13 protein-coding genes, 1 other RNA gene and 1 pseudogene are annotated in these 14,763 nt (G+C 62.8%); 8 read left to right on the top strand and 7 right to left on the bottom strand.

Annotation, left to right across the window (positions count from 1 at the left end; genetic code table 11):
- Nucleotides 1–61: 61 nt before the first annotated feature.
- The gene (locus NKI69_RS21415) at nt 62–862 is read right to left on the bottom strand and encodes a glycoside hydrolase family 25 protein (RefSeq protein WP_352722491.1); all 801 of its coding nucleotides are present in this window, start codon (nt 860–862) and stop codon (nt 62–64) included.
- 229 nt (nt 863–1,091) lie between these two features.
- Between NKI69_RS21415 and NKI69_RS21410 the strand changes: the two genes are divergently transcribed.
- Nucleotides 1,092–2,471, top strand: coding sequence for a serine hydrolase domain-containing protein (locus NKI69_RS21410; protein ID WP_352630882.1), 1,380 nt, complete (start codon nt 1,092–1,094; stop codon nt 2,469–2,471).
- 22 nt (nt 2,472–2,493) lie between these two features.
- Here the strand turns inward: NKI69_RS21410 and NKI69_RS21405 are convergent, their stop codons facing one another.
- The 5 genes from NKI69_RS21405 to NKI69_RS21385 form a co-directional block, all read right to left on the bottom strand.
- Nucleotides 2,494–2,802 (bottom strand): HigA family addiction module antitoxin, encoded by a 309-nt coding sequence (locus NKI69_RS21405; RefSeq protein ID WP_023813159.1) that lies wholly within the window; start codon nt 2,800–2,802, stop codon nt 2,494–2,496.
- A gap of 9 nt (nt 2,803–2,811) precedes the next feature.
- Nucleotides 2,812–3,108: a type II toxin-antitoxin system RelE/ParE family toxin gene (locus NKI69_RS21400; RefSeq protein ID WP_127267190.1), complete on the bottom strand. Its 297-nt coding sequence runs from the start codon at nt 3,106–3,108 to the stop codon at nt 2,812–2,814.
- 110 nt (nt 3,109–3,218) lie between these two features.
- Complete coding sequence (locus NKI69_RS21395) at nt 3,219–3,902, bottom strand: class I SAM-dependent methyltransferase (RefSeq protein WP_352722490.1); 684 nt, start codon at nt 3,900–3,902, stop codon at nt 3,219–3,221.
- The gene (locus tag NKI69_RS21390; RefSeq protein ID WP_352611280.1) at nt 3,899–5,197 is read right to left on the bottom strand and encodes a BtaA family protein; all 1,299 of its coding nucleotides are present in this window, start codon (nt 5,195–5,197) and stop codon (nt 3,899–3,901) included. The genes NKI69_RS21395 and NKI69_RS21390 overlap by 4 nt, the downstream gene beginning before the upstream one ends.
- Nucleotides 5,198–5,230: 33 nt before the next feature.
- Nucleotides 5,231–9,058, bottom strand: coding sequence for a hydantoinase B/oxoprolinase family protein (locus tag NKI69_RS21385; RefSeq protein ID WP_023813156.1), 3,828 nt, complete (start codon nt 9,056–9,058; stop codon nt 5,231–5,233).
- Between the two features lie 195 nt (nt 9,059–9,253).
- On the opposite strand from NKI69_RS21385, the gene NKI69_RS21380 reads away from it, so the two are divergent.
- The 7 genes and pseudogenes from NKI69_RS21380 to NKI69_RS21350 all read left to right on the top strand — a co-directional run bounded on the left by NKI69_RS21380 (nt 9,254) and on the right by NKI69_RS21350 (nt 13,293).
- Nucleotides 9,254–9,514 carry a hypothetical protein gene (locus NKI69_RS21380; RefSeq protein WP_081734943.1) on the top strand — a complete coding sequence of 87 codons (261 nt, stop codon included), beginning with the start codon at nt 9,254–9,256 and terminating at the stop codon, nt 9,512–9,514.
- A 163-nt stretch (nt 9,515–9,677) separates the two neighbouring features.
- On the top strand, nt 9,678–10,397 hold the full coding sequence (locus NKI69_RS21375; protein ID WP_023813154.1) for a J domain-containing protein: 720 nt from the start codon (nt 9,678–9,680) through the stop codon (nt 10,395–10,397).
- Entirely contained in the window at nt 10,394–11,149 is a 756-nt protein-coding gene (locus NKI69_RS21370) for an N-acetylmuramoyl-L-alanine amidase (RefSeq protein ID WP_128303484.1), read from the top strand. Before NKI69_RS21375 ends, NKI69_RS21370 begins: the two co-directional genes overlap by 4 nt.
- Nucleotides 11,150–11,357: 208 nt before the next feature.
- Nucleotides 11,358–12,083 carry a lytic transglycosylase domain-containing protein gene (locus NKI69_RS21365; protein ID WP_023813152.1) on the top strand — a complete coding sequence of 242 codons (726 nt, stop codon included), beginning with the start codon at nt 11,358–11,360 and terminating at the stop codon, nt 12,081–12,083.
- A gap of 50 nt (nt 12,084–12,133) precedes the next feature.
- Nucleotides 12,134–12,543, top strand: an RNA gene (rnpB, locus tag NKI69_RS21360) — RNase P RNA component class A.
- Between the two features lie 177 nt (nt 12,544–12,720).
- Entirely contained in the window at nt 12,721–12,996 is a 276-nt protein-coding gene (locus NKI69_RS21355; RefSeq protein WP_023813151.1) for a type II toxin-antitoxin system ParD family antitoxin, read from the top strand.
- A pseudogene (locus NKI69_RS21350) lies at nt 12,993–13,293 on the top strand (type II toxin-antitoxin system RelE/ParE family toxin). Before NKI69_RS21355 ends, NKI69_RS21350 begins: the two are co-directional and overlap by 4 nt.
- A gap of 8 nt (nt 13,294–13,301) precedes the next feature.
- Here NKI69_RS21350 and NKI69_RS21345 read toward each other — a convergent pair.
- Complete coding sequence (locus NKI69_RS21345; protein WP_023813150.1) at nt 13,302–14,417, bottom strand: cystathionine gamma-lyase; 1,116 nt, start codon at nt 14,415–14,417, stop codon at nt 13,302–13,304.
- Nucleotides 14,418–14,763 lie beyond the last annotated feature (346 nt).

The following is a 14,763-nucleotide window of genomic DNA, read 5'->3' as shown; positions in this document are numbered from 1 at the left end:
ATTACTGGCGGTTGCACTTTTCACCGCTGGCTGTGTCGAAAAGCAGGCGGCAGGCCCGGTGTCAACGGGTGTTCTGCCGCAGCCACTTGTTCCAGGCGGCTTCACTGCCGTTGAAGACGTTGATGTCGGACTTGCCGCTTACGCCCGGAACGATGCCGGTTCCCGTGTATTGCCAGAAGGTGAAGGGGTGGCTGCCGTATTTCTCACGCGGATGGCCGGCGACGGAGCGCAGCCAATAGGGATAGCCGCGAAAGCTCGACAACTCGTTATCGTCGAAGAAGTCGATCGAGGTGTAGATGATCGGCTTCTTGCCGTAGTGCCGTTCGACGATTTCAAGGAAGGTAGTCATCTCCGCGCGCACCGTGGCAGCGTCGGGACGCAGCCTGCAGGTCGGCGATTGCGGGTTCCATTCCATGTCGAGGACCGGCGGCAGCGCCGAGCGGTCGACGGGGACGTTGCGGATGAACCAGCGCGCCTGCACGGCAGCCGGGGTGCAGAAATAGTAGAAGTGATAGGCGGCTCGCGGAACGCTGGCAGCTTTCGTGCGGGTCCAATGCTCGTTGAAATACTCATCGAAGCGATCGCCGCCCTCGGTCGCCTTGATGAAGGCGAAGGAAATGCCGCCGGCCCTGGCCGCCGTCCAGTCGACCGAGGTCTGGTATTTGGAGACGTCGGTGCCGTGAACGGCATAGTTCCATGGCGCTCCGCTTTCCCATTCATGCGGCTTGGAATCGGCAAAGCGCGGCGCGCGCACGGCAACCGTCGGGCTGCTCGACGCGGACGGCGACAGCGGCGAGAGATCGTCCACGGTCGAGCAGGCGCCAAGCAGCGTCAGCATGATGAGGCCCGCAAGACGGCGCATCGCAATTCCCGAGCCGGATTCAGCCGGTCGCTGATGGGTCTATACACTGATGGCCGGTTTTGTGATCGGGGCCCCTCCGAGCGATCGCCCCACAGCATCGCTCAGCATATCCTGTGATCGCCGATCATGGTTGATAATCCGTTGATGGCGCTCGACAAGCATTGTGATTTGCGGAAGCAATGGCGGCAAATCGATGACATAAGGGTCGCGCAGGGCCCGGAGGAAATAAATGCGGATCGTGGTCAAGATCGTCAAATGGCTGCTTGGCCTGATCGTTCTGGCGATCGCCGCCCTTTTTGCCTGGCTTTATATCGCGCCGCCGGAGTTGATCAGGGTCGGCTCGGGCTACTCGGCCAAGATCGTCTGTTCGAACGTCTTCATTGCCGGCCGCGATCCCAATGAGGTGCTTGCCGTCGACGTGCAGGCGCCCGGGCATCCCCTGCTGCGGCTAATGCGGGTTTCGGTGGACAAGAACAGGGGAACGGTGTCGGCGGGCCTGTTCGGCTTCCTCGGCAAGAGCATCGCCGTCGCCCGTGACGGGCTGGGCTGCGCTTCGGTTCCGGACGGCGATGTAGGCAAGGCGCGGCGGACCGCGATCCAAGCGGAGCCGTCGGCGGCCACCATGGGCGACCTGTGGCCGCAAGGCGAGCGCGTCGAGGCATCACAGGATCCGGTGATTGCCAAGCTGCTGGACGATGCGGCGCTGGCCGGCACCGGCATGCGCGCGGTGGTGGTGGTCAAGAATGGCCGCGTCGTCGGCGAGCGCTACGGCGATGGCTTTTCCGCCAAGACGCCGCTGCTCGGCTGGTCGATGACCAAGACGGTGAACGCCGCCATCGTCGGCACGCTGGTCAAGGACGGCAAGATGGCTTTCGACGACAAAAACCTGTTTGCGCCGTGGAAGGCGGACGGCCGCACTGCCATCCGCCTCGCCGACATGATGGCGATGTCGAGCGGGCTGGAGTTCAACGAGGATTATGGCGACGTCGCCGACGTCACGCGCATGCTCTATCTCGAACCTGACATGGCGGGCTTCGCCGAATCCAAGCCGCTGGCTGCAGAGGTCAGCAAACAGTTTTCCTATTCGAGCGGCACGGCGGTGATGCTGTCGCGCCTCTGGCAGGACGCGATCGGCGACAAGGCCAAGGCGCTGACGTGGCCTCGCACGGCGCTGTTCGAGCCGCTCGGCATGCACAGTGCGGTGCTCGAGACCGACGAGCAAGGCACCTTCGTCGGCTCATCCTATCTCTACGCGACTGCCCATGACTGGGCGCGCTTCGGCCAGTTCCTGCTGCAAAGCGGGGTGTGGAACGGCAACCAGATCCTGCCGGCCGGCTTCGTCGACTGGATGCGGGAGCCGGCAGCTGCCTCGAAAGTCTACGGCAAGGGCCAGTTGTGGATCGAGGCCCCTGGCGATGAGGAAAACCCCGGCGCCGGCGTCGCCGCAGGCCTGCCCAAGGACACCTACTGGATGGAAGGTCATGACGGGCAGACGGTAGCCATCATTCCCTCGGAGCAACTGGTGGTCGTGCGGCTGGGGCTAACGCCGGCCAAGCTCGGCTACCGGCCGCAGACGATGGTGGCGGCGTTAATCAAGGCGTTACATTAGACTAGCGCGCCGTAACTCTTGTCTATGCAGCTGTCGCCAAAGGCTTGGCGCGATCAACCCGCGCCCGCTCGTCGGGCGAGTTCATGACCTGCCAAAGATCGCTGCGGCGCTGTACGTTCAACCAGAAATCCGGGCTGTTGCCGAACACCCGTGCCAGAATGAGCGCGGTCGCCGCCGTCACGTTGCGGCGGTCGTTGCACAATTCGTTCACATGTTTGCGCTGGACCCCCATCGCCTCGGCCAAAGCTGCCTGCGTAAGGCCAAGCGGTTGCATGAATTCTTCCGTGAGAATTTCGCCAACCGTTGCTGGCTTGCGTGCGGTCATCAACATGTTCTCACCTCATCTATAGCTGTGGTCGTCGAGATAGATGTCCGACGCCTCACCGCGGCCGCCGTCCCAGCGGAAGATCAGCCGCCATTGCTTGTTGACGCGTATTGAATGGAAGCCTTCGAGAATGCCACGCAGCTTCTCGAAATGATTGCTGGGCGGCACACGCAAATCCTGATCGATCATCGCGTCGTCAATCATCTGGAGCTTGCGGAACAAACGGCTTTCGAGATCGGACGGAATGTTGCGAGAATGGGTGTCTTCCACGAAGAAGGCCCGCAGCCATTCATCCCTGAAGCCGATGATCACCACATGCTTCCATGCATGTGAGATAGTGTACCGCTCTCGGGGTCATAAGGCAACGTTGATCCAACGGATCGTGGCTGCTTCGCCTTTATGTGCCTTTCCCACGGCAATATTCAGGAAGTGATCTTGATAACCGCCAGCCAGGCATAGCCGCGATAAAGCGTGCGGAAACGGAAGCTTGCGCTGGTTCGCCGCGATTCCGATTCCAGCACTTCGCGCAACGATTCACGCGGCGCGACGTGGAATTTTTTCAGCCAGCCGCGCAGCAAGGTCCGGAACCAGCCGGGCAGGCCTTCCTGCTGGCCGAAATCGACGATGTGCAGCGAACCGTTCGGTAACAGCGCGGCCAGCGCTGCCGACACAGTTTTTTCCCAGCCGGGGATCATCGACAGCGAATAGGACACGAAGACGCGATCGAAGCCGTTGCGCCCGAACAGCGCCTTGGCATCGAATCCCGTGGCGTCGCCCTGGGCGAGCGTGACACGATCGACCAGGCCCTCGCGGGCAATCGCGGCGCTGGCCGTCTCCAGCATTTCGGCTGAAATGTCGAGGCCGAAGAAGCCGGCGTCGTGGTAGCGACGCGCGGCCAGGATGATGTTGCGGCCGGTGCCGCAGCCGAGCTCCAGCACGGTGCCACCGACAGGCACGTCGAGCCCCGAGATCATTAGGTCGCGGCCGAGCAGGTAGTATTTGCGGGTCAGGTCGTAGATATGGCGCTGCCAGCGGTAGACGCGGTCCATCAGTTCGGCATGGTTGGCCTTGAATTCGGGGCTGGCCGGCAACTCGCTGGTGCTCATGCCGCACGCTTCACGTAGAGGTGGAAGCCGCCATAGATGGCCGAGCGGTCGCGGGCCAAAAATTCGCGCGAAGCCTGGTCCTGATAGTCCCACTGGTCGAGCAGCGAGCTGGAGACTCGGCCCGGCAACAGGCTGGGTTCGGCGGCGGTGCGGAAGATGACGCGGGCGTCGGCCGATGCGGTGCGGGTGATTTCCGCCCACAGCGCGTTGAGCTGATCGTCGGTCATCCAGTCCTGCGCATCGAGCAAGACGAAACGGTCGACCGCGCCGGCGTCCTTGCCGGTGAGAAATTCGATCAGATTGGCGTGGTGGATGGCGACGCGGTCGACATTGCCGCGGATGGTCTGGTAATTCTGTTTTTCGAGATAGGCGGGCAGGGCGGCCTCGCCGGGGTTCGGATAGCGCCGAGCGAAGGCCTGCCAGGCGAAGTAGTTGTTCTCCAGCGGAAAATCGCAAGCGAGCTTTTCCAGCCGGGCTTTCAGCACGCTGGCCATGGTGCCGTCGCCAGAAGTGATCAGCGAATCGTACTGCGCCGGTGGAATGCCGAGGCCGAACAGCGAAGCCTTGCGCGACGTCGCCCATTTCAAAAGCTTCTTGTCGAAGACCGGCGCCAGTTCCTCGTTGAAGAAGCGGCGCTGCTCGCCGATGTTGCGGGCCTGCATGATGCCGGCGGGGTCGACGCCGAAGAATTTTGCCGTGCGGTGGCCCATGGCGATGAACAGGCCGAGCAGGCCGGTCTGGTAGAAATTGCGGTCGAACACAGTGATGCGACGGCGGCCACGCCAGTTGCGGCGCTCCCAGTAGTGACGGCTTACCGGATCGAGATGCGGTGCGATGAAGCGGTCGTAGGCCGCCGAATTGTGGCTGGTGTCGGCGGCACCGAAGAAGCGGAACAGGTCGCCCTGTGAAGGCAAATGGCGCACCGCCTCCAGCTTCATGCGGTTCAGCGCGATGTGCGCGGCGTTGAGATCGACGGCGTCGACCCGGGCCGGCGAGCGCGTGAGGTAGGCCAGGATGTTGCAGCCGCCGGAGGCGATGGTGACGACGCGGTGGCCCTGGCCAAGCTGCATCGCCTCCATGTCGACATCGGGGTCCTCCCAGATCTGCGGATAGACGAGGCCGGAAAACAGGAAGGCGAACAGCCGCTCCGAAATGCCTGCCTTCGACAGCGGGCGGTTCTGGTAGACGGCCTTTCCAACTTCCTTGCCGCGGCGAAAAACCAGATCAGCGGAAACGTCCGTCATGGCAAGATGATTCCCCATTTGCTTTGCCGCAAGCGGGTAGCTCAGGGTCATGACAGGCCGGTGACAGCCTGTTGACGCATCTTTTCACGGCTTGCCAAATCCGCCCGGCGTCGGCGTCGTCAGGATGACGGCGTCGCCGGCCTGCAGCACTGTCTGGTCGCAGGCTTTCAGCATGTCGATCGTGCCATCCTTGCGGCGGACCTTGGTCGAGCCGACCTCGCCATCGCCGCCACCATCCAGCCCTTGCGGCGGGCGGTTGCGGTGCGAGGACAGGATCGCGCATTCCATCTTTTCGAGGAAGCGGATGGTGCGTTTGGTGCCGTCGCCGGCGCTCCATTTGCCCTTGCCGCCGGAGTTTTCCCGAATGTGGAAATCCTCGAGCAGCACGGGAAAGCGCAATTCCAGCACTTCCGGGTCGGTGAGGCGCGAGTTGGTCATGTGGGTATGGACGCCGGAGGTGCCGGCAAAGCCGCGGCCCGAGTTCATCTGGCCGGCGGGCGAGCCGGAACAGATCGTCTCGTAGTATTGGTAGGTCTTGTTGCCGAAGGTCAGGTTGTTCATCGTGCCTTGCGCGTTGGCCATGGCGCCCATGGCGCCGAACAGCGCATTGGTGACATGCTGCGAGGTCTCCACATTGCCGGCGACGACGGCGGCGGGGTAGGCGGGTTTCAGCATGCAGCCGTCGGGAATGATGATGTTGATTGGCCGCAGACAGCCGGCATTCATCGGGATCATGTCCTCGACCATGACGCGGAAAGCATAGAGCACGGCCGCTCGGGCGACGGGTTCGGGCGCGTTGAAATTGTTCTTCATGACCGGCGACGTGCCGGTGAAGTCAACGGTCGCCTCGCGCTTTTGCCGGTTGACCGTGATCTTCACCTTGATGATTTGGCCGGTGTCGGTCGGGTATTCGTACTGCGAACTATCGGGCAGCCGCTCCAGCACGCGGCGCACGCTTTCAGCCGCATTGTCCTGGACATGGCCCATATAGGCCTCGACGACATCGAGGCCGAAATGCGCGACCATCTTGCGCAGTTCCGCGACGCCCTTCTCGTTGGCGGCGATCTGCGCTTTGAGGTCGGCGATGTTCTGGTGCGGATTGCGGGCCGGGTAGCGGTGGTCGGTGAGCAGCGTTTCCAGCTCCTTCTCGCGGAATTTTCCACGATCGACGATGCGGAAATTGTCGAACAGCACGCCTTCCTCGTCGACCGTGGTGGCAAGCGGCGTCATCGAGCCGGGTGCCGTGCCACCGATATCCGCATGATGGCCGCGAGAGGCTGCCCAGAACAGGATTTCGCGTTGGGCGTCGTCGAACACCGGCGTCACCACGGTGATGTCGGGCAGATGCGTGCCGCCATTGTAGGGCGCGTTGAGGGCAAAGACGTCGCCGGGGTGGATGTCGCCGGAATTCAGCCGGATGATGGTTTCGACCGAGCGGTCCATCGAGCCCAGATGCACCGGCATATGCGGCGCATTGGCGACCAGCGCGCCAGTGCGATCGAAGACGGCACAGGAGAAATCCAGCCGTTCCTTGATGTTGACCGAATAGGCGGTGTTCTGCAGCGTCACGCCCATCTGCTCGGCGATCGACATGAAGAGGTTGTTGAAGACCTCCAGCATGACCGGATCGGCCTCGGTGCCGAGCGCTGCCTGCCGGCGCTTTTTCTCGACACGGCGCAGGAGCACATGGTTCCTGGCGGTGATTTCGGCCTGCCAGCCCGGCTCGATGACGATTGTCTGGTTCGGCTCGATAATCAAGGCAGGTCCCGCAACCCTGTTTCCCGGCTTCAGCGCCTCGCGGCGGAAGATGGGTGAAGTGTGCCACTCTCCTTCGGTGAAGATTTCGCGGGTTTGCGAAGGGCTTACGGCAAGGTCTTCGGTTCGCGATTCAGTTTCGTCGCGCCCGGTGCCGCCGGTGTCCGCGCCTTCGACGCCGACGGTCTCGACGATCATCGGCTTGTCGTCATAAACGAAACCGAACTGCGCCTTGTGGGCGATTTCAAAATCGCGCCTGGCCTGGAAAATCGAATCCGCCTCGAAATTCACCGGCAGTGTCGTGTCGGTGCCGTCATAGCGAATGTGCAGCACCGGCTTCGTGGCGACCGTATCCTCGCCGATGCCTTGCGCCGCGAGTTCGGCGATGACGGCTTCTCTCAAGATGGCAATGAGGCTGCCGATCTCTGTTCTGGACTCTTCGGCAAGCGGCTTTAGCAGCGCCTGCTGGCGCGAGGCAAAGACCGAGGACAGGCCGATGCCATAGGCCGACAGCAGGCCAGAGAAGGGATGGATCAGCACCGCCTCCATGCCGAGCGCGTCGGCGACCAGGCAAGCGTGCTGGCCGCCGGCGCCACCGAAGCAGTTCAGGAGATACTCGGTGACGTCGTAGCCGCGCTGCACGGAGATCTTCTTGATGGCATTGGCCATGTTCTCCACGGCAATGGTGACGAACCCTTCGGCGACAGTCTCGGGCGACCGGCCATCGCCGATTTCGGCGGCGAGTGTTGCAAATTTTGCTCGCACCGTCTCGACGTCGAGCGGTTCGTCCTGGCCGGGTCCGAATATTGCCGGAAAGAAATCGGGCTGCAGCTTGCCCAGCATGACGTTGGCGTCGGTGACGGCGAGCGGGCCGCCGCGCCGGTAGGCTGCCGGGCCGGGATTGGCGCCGGCCGAGTCAGGTCCGGCGCGAAAACGGCCGGCCTCATAGTGCAGAATCGAGCCGCCGCCGGCGGCGACGGTATGGATGCGCATCATCGGCGCGCGGATGCGCACGCCGGCGACCTCGGTGTCGAAGGCGCGCTCATATTCGCCGTCATAATGGGCGACGTCGGTGGAGGTGCCGCCCATGTCGAAGCCGATGACCTTGTCGAAGCCGGCGAGCCTGGCCGTCTCGACCATGCCGACGACGCCACCGGCGGGCCCCGACAGCAGTGCGTCCTTGCCCTGGAACATGTCGGCGGCGGTGAGACCGCCCGACGACATCATGAACATGAGGCGAGGCGATTGGCCGATCTCCCCCCTTGTGGGGGAGATGCCCGGCAGGGCAAAGGGGGGCGTGACAGAATAAGGCGTTGGCGGGACAGCGCCCCCCTCTGTCGGCTTCGCCGACTGCCCTTCGCTATGGCTCCGGGCGTTCGTCGCTGAAAAAGCCAAATCGTTGGTTTTTTCTCGGCCTTCGGCCGATCGCTCCTCACCTCCCACAAGGGGGGAGATTGGCGCCACGCCCAGCTCGCCCGCCACCCTTTGCACATAGCGCGACAGGATCGGCGACAGATAGGCGTCGACCACGGTGGTGTCGCCTCGGCCGACCAGCTTGATCAGCGGCGAGACCTCATGGCTGACCGAAACCTGGCTGAAACCAAGCTTTCGGCAGACCTTTGCCACGGCCTTCTCGTGGTCGGGGTATTTCCACGCATGCATGAAGACGATGGCGACGGCGTCGATGCCGTCGGCCCTGGCCTGTTCGATCGCCGGCCGGCAGGCGGCGATGTCGAGCAATTGTTCGACGCGGCCATCGGCGCGCACACGCTCGTTGATTTCGATGACGCGCTCGTAGAGCTGTTCGGGAAGGACGATCTCCTTGGCGAAGATGTCGGGGCGCGCCTGGTAGGCGATCTTCAGCGCATCGCGAAAGCCCTTGGTGATGAGCAAAAGCACGCGGTCGCCCTTGCGCTCCAGCAGCGCATTGGTGGCGACCGTGGTGCCCATCTTGATGTCGCCGATCAGGCCGCTTGGGATCGTGTCTCCGGACGACAAGCCAAGGAGGTCGCGAATGCCCTGGATGGCGGCATCGTTATAGGCTTCGGGATTTTCGGAGAGAAGCTTGCGCGGGTGCAGCCCGCCTTCCGGATCTCGGCCGATGATATCGGTGAATGTGCCGCCGCGGTCGATCCAGAAATCCCATTTTTCGGTCATGACAGCCCCTGTCGCTCTTCTGTTCGATCGGTGGTTCGGCACATTCTGTTAGTTGGCCACGGCCCGAGCGGCAATCGCAAATGAACCAGACGATGTTACATGCGGAAACGCAACGTTACGAAACTCATGGTCGTCTGACGCATTTGTCCTTCGACCGCTCACGGCAACGTGAGCGTGTGTTGAAGGAGAGACAAAATGAAAAAGCTCATTCTCGCGTCCGTTTCCGCTCTGGCCTTGCTTGGCGTCGCCGCCTGCAGTGACAGCGGTACGGACAATACCACCACCCAGAGCACCAATCCGCCGGCCGCCGAGGAACCGATGAAGCCGGCTACCCCGGAAGCCACGCCGCCGGCCGCGACGCCTCCGGCAACGGATAATTCGACCACGAAGAGCATCACACCCGAGAAGCCTGCCGAGCCGGCTCCGGCAACACCAGCTCCTGCGCCCGCGCAGTAGTGAGCAAGCAGTACTTCGTGTGATGAATGAGAAAGGCCGGCTCGCGCCGGCCTTTTTCATATTGTCCGAGCGCCGTGGCGTTCGAGTCCGATCTATTTGCGCGCAAAGCCTGCGGCACTGTCCCGGCTTGATAGGAGCGGGCGGTGGCTCTAAGAAGCAGGCCATGTCGATTTGGGATCGCCTCGGCGAATTCATCACCCGCGTTTCATCCTCAGCCTCGTCGGGTGTCGCCGACGTGGTCGAGGCCGTGCGCACGGTTTTCGCCGGCGATGCGGATTTGCGCCGGCGTGTCGCCTTTTCGGTGGCGATGATCGCGCTGTCGGCCAAGATGGCCAAGGCCGATGGCATCGTCACCCAGGACGAGGTGCGCGCGTTCCAGGAAATCTTCGAAGTGCCGCCGAAGGAGACGCGCAATGTGGCGCGTCTGTTCGATCTCGCCCAACGCGACGTGGCCGGTTTCGAGACCTATGCCGAGCGGATGGCGCAGATGTGCGGTTCCGGGCATTCCAATTGCGTGATGCTGGAAGACATACTCGACGGTCTGTTCCACATCGCCAAGGCCGACGGGCTGGTGCACGAGCGCGAAGGCCACTTCCTGCACCGCATCGCCGAGATTTTCCGCATCGACGAAGCGCATTACGAGGCCATCATGGCGCGGCACGTCAATCTCGGCGCCGGGGATCCCTATGTCGTGCTTGGCATCGAGCGCGGCAAGCCGTTCGAAGAGGTCAGGAAACGCTATCGCAAGCTGGTTTCCGACAATCATCCGGACCGGCTGATCGCGCGCGGCCTGCCTCAGGAATTCATCAAGATCGCGACCACCAGGGTGGCGGCGATCAACGCCGCCTACGAGATGATCGAGCGGGGCCTGCGCCACGCATGAGCGGCTTTCTGCCCGACGAGCCACGTGCCGAAGTCAGGGTATCGCCGAATTTCGGCCCGCGGCGCGAGACGCCCAGGCCTGACATGATCGTGCTGCACTACACCGGTATGGCGACCGGCGCCGGGGCCGAGGCTTGGCTTTGCGACCCGGCCAGCGAGGTCTCGTCGCATTATCTCGTCCACGAGAATGGCCATATCGTGCAGATGGTCAGGGAAAGCGACCGCGCCTGGCATGCCGGCAAGAGTTCGTGGTTCGGACGGGCCGACATCAATTCCTGTTCGGTCGGCATCGAGATCGTCAATCCGGGGCATTCGCTGGGTTATCCCGGTTTTCCCCGGCGGCAGATCGATGCGGTGATCGGGCTGTGCCGTGGGATCGCCGGTCGGCATTCGATCGCCGCCGAGCGGGTACTCGCGCATTCCGATATTGCGCCGGGGCGCAAGATCGATCCCGGCGAGAGGTTTCCGTGGCGGACGCTGTTCGAAGCCGGTGTCGGTCATCTCGTGGCGGCCGCACCCGTCAGGCGAGGCGCCACTCTGACAACCGGCGACACCGGCGGCGACGTCGAAGCGTTGCAGTCGATGCTGGCGCTCTACGGTTATGGCGTTGAAATATCCGGCGTTTTCGACCGGCAGACCGAGGCGGTGGTCGAGGCCTTCCAGCGTCATTTCCGGCCGCGCAAGGTGGACGGCGTTGCCGACGGCTCGACGCTGCGGACGCTGCAAAGGCTGCTTGCTTCCGTGAGGCGCTGACCCCCGGGAAGCCTCTTCCAAGCAATTCTTTCCAATCCTTAAGTTACAAGCTGTCACTCAAAGTGACTTGCCTGGCCTTGTTTGACACCAATTCGGGCGTCAAACGGCTGACGTGTAGATGTCGGACCCCAAGCCCCCGGGTTGTTCCGACGTTGGTTAGGCGTTGCTGCGCGAACATCTTCGCGCGGTTCAGACAGAACAGGATCACATGCAGAAATTTACCGTTTTAACGGCAGCTCTTGCTGCCGGCGTAATGACTTTTGCCTTCAGTGCCGCAGATGCCGCGCCCCTCAGCCCGCGAGCCGATCAAGGGCCTGTCGTGGCATCCGCGAAAGGCGGCAAGGCCCCACAGGCCAGAAGCGGCAAGGCAGGCCAGGACGCCAAGGCGACGAAGCGGGCTTCCGCGAAAATGGAAAAAGCAAGCTGGTCCAAGCCGAAGAAGTCCGCCAGAAAGCAGACGAAGCGTGGCCGAAAAACCGTCGACATGACGGCAACGGCGTCGATCGGTGTCCGGAACGCGGCAGCCTCGGCGGCCACGGTGGCCAGCAGCGGGCAGTATTCCGCAATCGTTGCCCGCTATGCGGCGATCGAAGGCGTTCCGGTATCGCTCGCCTCGGCGGTTATCCAGATCGAAAGCAACTATCGGCCCAACATCGTCGGCGGCGCCGGCGAGATCGGCCTGATGCAGATCAAGCCGGCCACGGCTCGGATGATGGGCTATAGCGGCTCCGCCAAGGGTCTGTTCGATCCCGACACCAACATCAAATACGGGATGAAATACCTTGCCATGGCGCGGAGCCTCGGCGGCGGCACGACCTGCGGCACGATTTTGAAATACAATGCCGGCCACGCCGCAACGCGGATGAACCCGGTGTCGGCAGCCTATTGCGGCAAGGTGAAGGTGCAGATGGCTGCGCTGGGATCGCCCGCATAAGTCTGCTTTTTCGTTTGCGTTTTCGGGCGTGAACCCCTTTATACGCTCTGCCAGCTGGCTGGGCGGCCGCACCCGCAAACGCCGAAAGGTCGTGGGTGAGGAAAGTCCGGGCTCCATGGAAACACGGTGCCGGTTAATGGCCGGCGGGGGCGACCCCAGGGAAAGTGCCACAGAAAGCAAACCGCCACGATCCGGCTTGCCGGATTCGGGGTAAGGGTGAAAGGGTGGGGTAAGAGCCCACCGCGCGACTGGCAACAGGAGCGGCACGGTAAACCCCACCGGGAGCAAGACCGAATAGGGGCGGTGCGAGGGGAAACTCTCGAGGGCTGTTTCCGGCTCACCGTCCGGGTAGGTTGCGTGAGGCGCATGGCAACATGCGCCCAAGATGAATGGCCGCCACGTTCTCGCCTCGCAAGGGGCGAGGGCCATACAGAACCCGGCTTACAGGCCAGCTGGCAATTTTTTCTCCCGCGATATCGAAGAGAAGTCTCTTGATATCAACAGGTTGCGCCCTCGGGCGCGCCTGTTGATTCAAGCCTGTTCGTCCGCCCATCTATGCGAGGGAGGGCAGACCAGTGCTTGAAGCCGGTGCGATTAAATCGTACCGTACGTCGCCAAGGAGCATCGGGAGCTTCTCATGGGACAGGTCGACAAACGCAGCATCACGCTGTCGCCGGAACTGGCGGCGGCGGTGGACGATGTAGTCGCCGCCGGCGAATATGCATCGGCCAGCGAAGTGATCCGCGACGCGCTCAGACAGTGGAAAGACCGGCGCGACCTGCATGGCTACACGGTCGAGGAATTGCGCAAGCTGGTGCAGGAAGGGATCGACAGCGGGCCTGGTCGATTTGCGTCAATGGATGACATCAAGGCTGAAGCGAGGAGACGCCTGCGATCTGACGACGCGGCATGAATCTGCTGCCCATCGTCCGGAATGCGCGCGCAGAAGACGATTTGATCGCGATCTGGCTTCATGTTGCACGCGACAGCGAGGCTGCGGCCGATCGGTTGCTCGATCGCATCGAGGCGCGGTGGCGGCAACTGCACCTATCCCTTCTTAGGCGCACCGCGCGACGACATCGCGCCAGGCATCCGTCATCTGGTCGTTGGCGACTATCTCACCTTGTACCGGGTCGATGACGATGCGATCGAAATAATCCGCGTGCTGCATGGCAAGCGCAACATCGAGGCCGATGACGTCGGCGCGTAGCCGTTTCGTCAGCCGCCGATCTTGTCCAGTGACGCCTCGATCGCCTTCCAGAGCTCGTCCACCGGCTCGCAGCCGACCGAGAGGCGAACGAAGCCGGCGGCAACGGCATCGCCTCGCTTCAAGCGCCGCTCGGCGGAGGTGTGGACGCCGCCGAAGGATGTCGCGGCCTGCATCAAGGCGCAATTGTTGATGAAATCCTCGGCCTTGTCCTCCGAGGCGAGCTCGAAAGAAATGAGAAAGCCAAAGCGCTCCATCTGGGCGCGGGCAAGGTTGTGCGACGGATCGCCTTCCAGTCCGGGATAACGCAGACCGCTGATTGCCCGATGGCCCTGCAGCCGCCGCGCGATGACTTCCGCCGAGGAACACATGCGATCGAAGCGCACATCCAGTGTCTCCAGGCCGCGGTGCACCAGCCAGGCTTCGAATGGTCCGGGAATGCTGCCGGAAACTTCGCGCCAGCCGGTCACGGCGGCGATGATATCGGCATTGCGGCTGGCCACATGGCCGAACAGCACGTCGGAGTGGCCATTGGGTGCCTTGGTGTCGGCGGCAACGACGATATCGGCGCCATGGTCGAGCGGCCGCTGGCCGAAGGGTGTCATGGTCGTGTTGTCGACGACAAGGATCGCGCCGGCTTTGTGAACAGCATCGGCAACGGCGGCGATATCGCAGATATCCAGCCCCGGATTGGCAGGGGTTTCGACAAACGCCAGCCGATAGCCATCGAAGCCGCCATCGAGGAAGGTCGAGGTCGGCCTGACATCGTAGGTGATGCCGAGCGGCTTGAGGAAGCGATCGGCCAAAGCCCGCGTCGTGTGATAGCCGTCTGAAGGCAGCAGGATACGGTCGCCGGCCTTGAGCATGGCAAAAAACGCCGCCGAGATTGCCGCCATTCCTGAAGGGAAGGCAACGCACGGCGCACTCTCCAGATGAGCCAGCATATGTTCGACCGCGTCCCAGGTCGGGTTGCTGAAGCGGCCATACTGGTTGAAGCCGGTGGCGTCGCCGGGCGCATGAAAAATGGCGGCCATGGTCAGGGGCAGGGGAATGGAATCGCCCATGGCAAGCCCGCTGCGACGCAGATGAGGAAGTGCTGCAGCGCGTGACTTTGCTGTTTCAGACATCGAATTTCCAACCCTGTTTGCGACCGACGAGATGTGGCGAGACGCTATGCCCGGCAGCGGCGCGCGGCAAGGCGCGTCCGGTTGGGCCAAGCGGCTCTAAACGCTTCGTTAGGCTTAATAGACGATAAAGACGAGACGTGTCGTCGAGGCTGTTCTCATTGGTCGCGGCGCGCGTGTTTGTGAAGCCTATTCCCGTTGACGCCCATAGTGCCCCATGATATCCCATCCAGACATCAAAGCCTTCGTTCCGCGTCAGGGTAAAGCGTACGCCAATCGGGCAGCCGCGGCGGCTGCGCGTTTGCCGGTTTTTGCCCGTGCGGACGAGACTGATACGGGCCAGGGAAGG

This window comes from Mesorhizobium sp. M0491, assembly GCF_040321265.1.
Taxonomy (GTDB): Bacteria; Pseudomonadota; Alphaproteobacteria; order Rhizobiales; family Rhizobiaceae; genus Mesorhizobium.
Note: the sequence above shows the minus strand (reverse complement) of the source record. Positions and strands in the feature narration are given on the sequence as shown.

Bases quoted from the DNA above. Each gene is read 5' to 3' on its own strand.
- NKI69_RS21415 (WP_352722491.1), bottom strand. From the start codon at position 862: ATGCGCCGTCTTGCGGGCCTCATCATGCTGACGCTGCTTGGCGCCTGC.
- NKI69_RS21410 (WP_352630882.1), top strand. From the start codon at position 1,092: ATGCGGATCGTGGTCAAGATCGTCAAATGGCTGCTTGGCCTGATCGTT.
- NKI69_RS21405 (WP_023813159.1), bottom strand. From the start codon at position 2,802: ATGTTGATGACCGCACGCAAGCCAGCAACGGTTGGCGAAATTCTCACG.
- NKI69_RS21395 (WP_352722490.1), bottom strand. From the start codon at position 3,902: ATGAGCACCAGCGAGTTGCCGGCCAGCCCCGAATTCAAGGCCAACCAT.
- NKI69_RS21390 (WP_352611280.1), bottom strand. From the start codon at position 5,197: ATGACCCTGAGCTACCCGCTTGCGGCAAAGCAAATGGGGAATCATCTT.
- NKI69_RS21385 (WP_023813156.1), bottom strand. From the start codon at position 9,058: ATGACCGAAAAATGGGATTTCTGGATCGACCGCGGCGGCACATTCACC.
- NKI69_RS21380 (WP_081734943.1), top strand. From the start codon at position 9,254: ATGAAAAAGCTCATTCTCGCGTCCGTTTCCGCTCTGGCCTTGCTTGGC.
- NKI69_RS21375 (WP_023813154.1), top strand. From the start codon at position 9,678: ATGTCGATTTGGGATCGCCTCGGCGAATTCATCACCCGCGTTTCATCC.
- NKI69_RS21370 (WP_128303484.1), top strand. From the start codon at position 10,394: ATGAGCGGCTTTCTGCCCGACGAGCCACGTGCCGAAGTCAGGGTATCG.
- NKI69_RS21365 (WP_023813152.1), top strand. From the start codon at position 11,358: ATGCAGAAATTTACCGTTTTAACGGCAGCTCTTGCTGCCGGCGTAATG.
- NKI69_RS21355 (WP_023813151.1), top strand. From the start codon at position 12,721: ATGGGACAGGTCGACAAACGCAGCATCACGCTGTCGCCGGAACTGGCG.
- NKI69_RS21345 (WP_023813150.1), bottom strand. From the start codon at position 14,417: ATGTCTGAAACAGCAAAGTCACGCGCTGCAGCACTTCCTCATCTGCGT.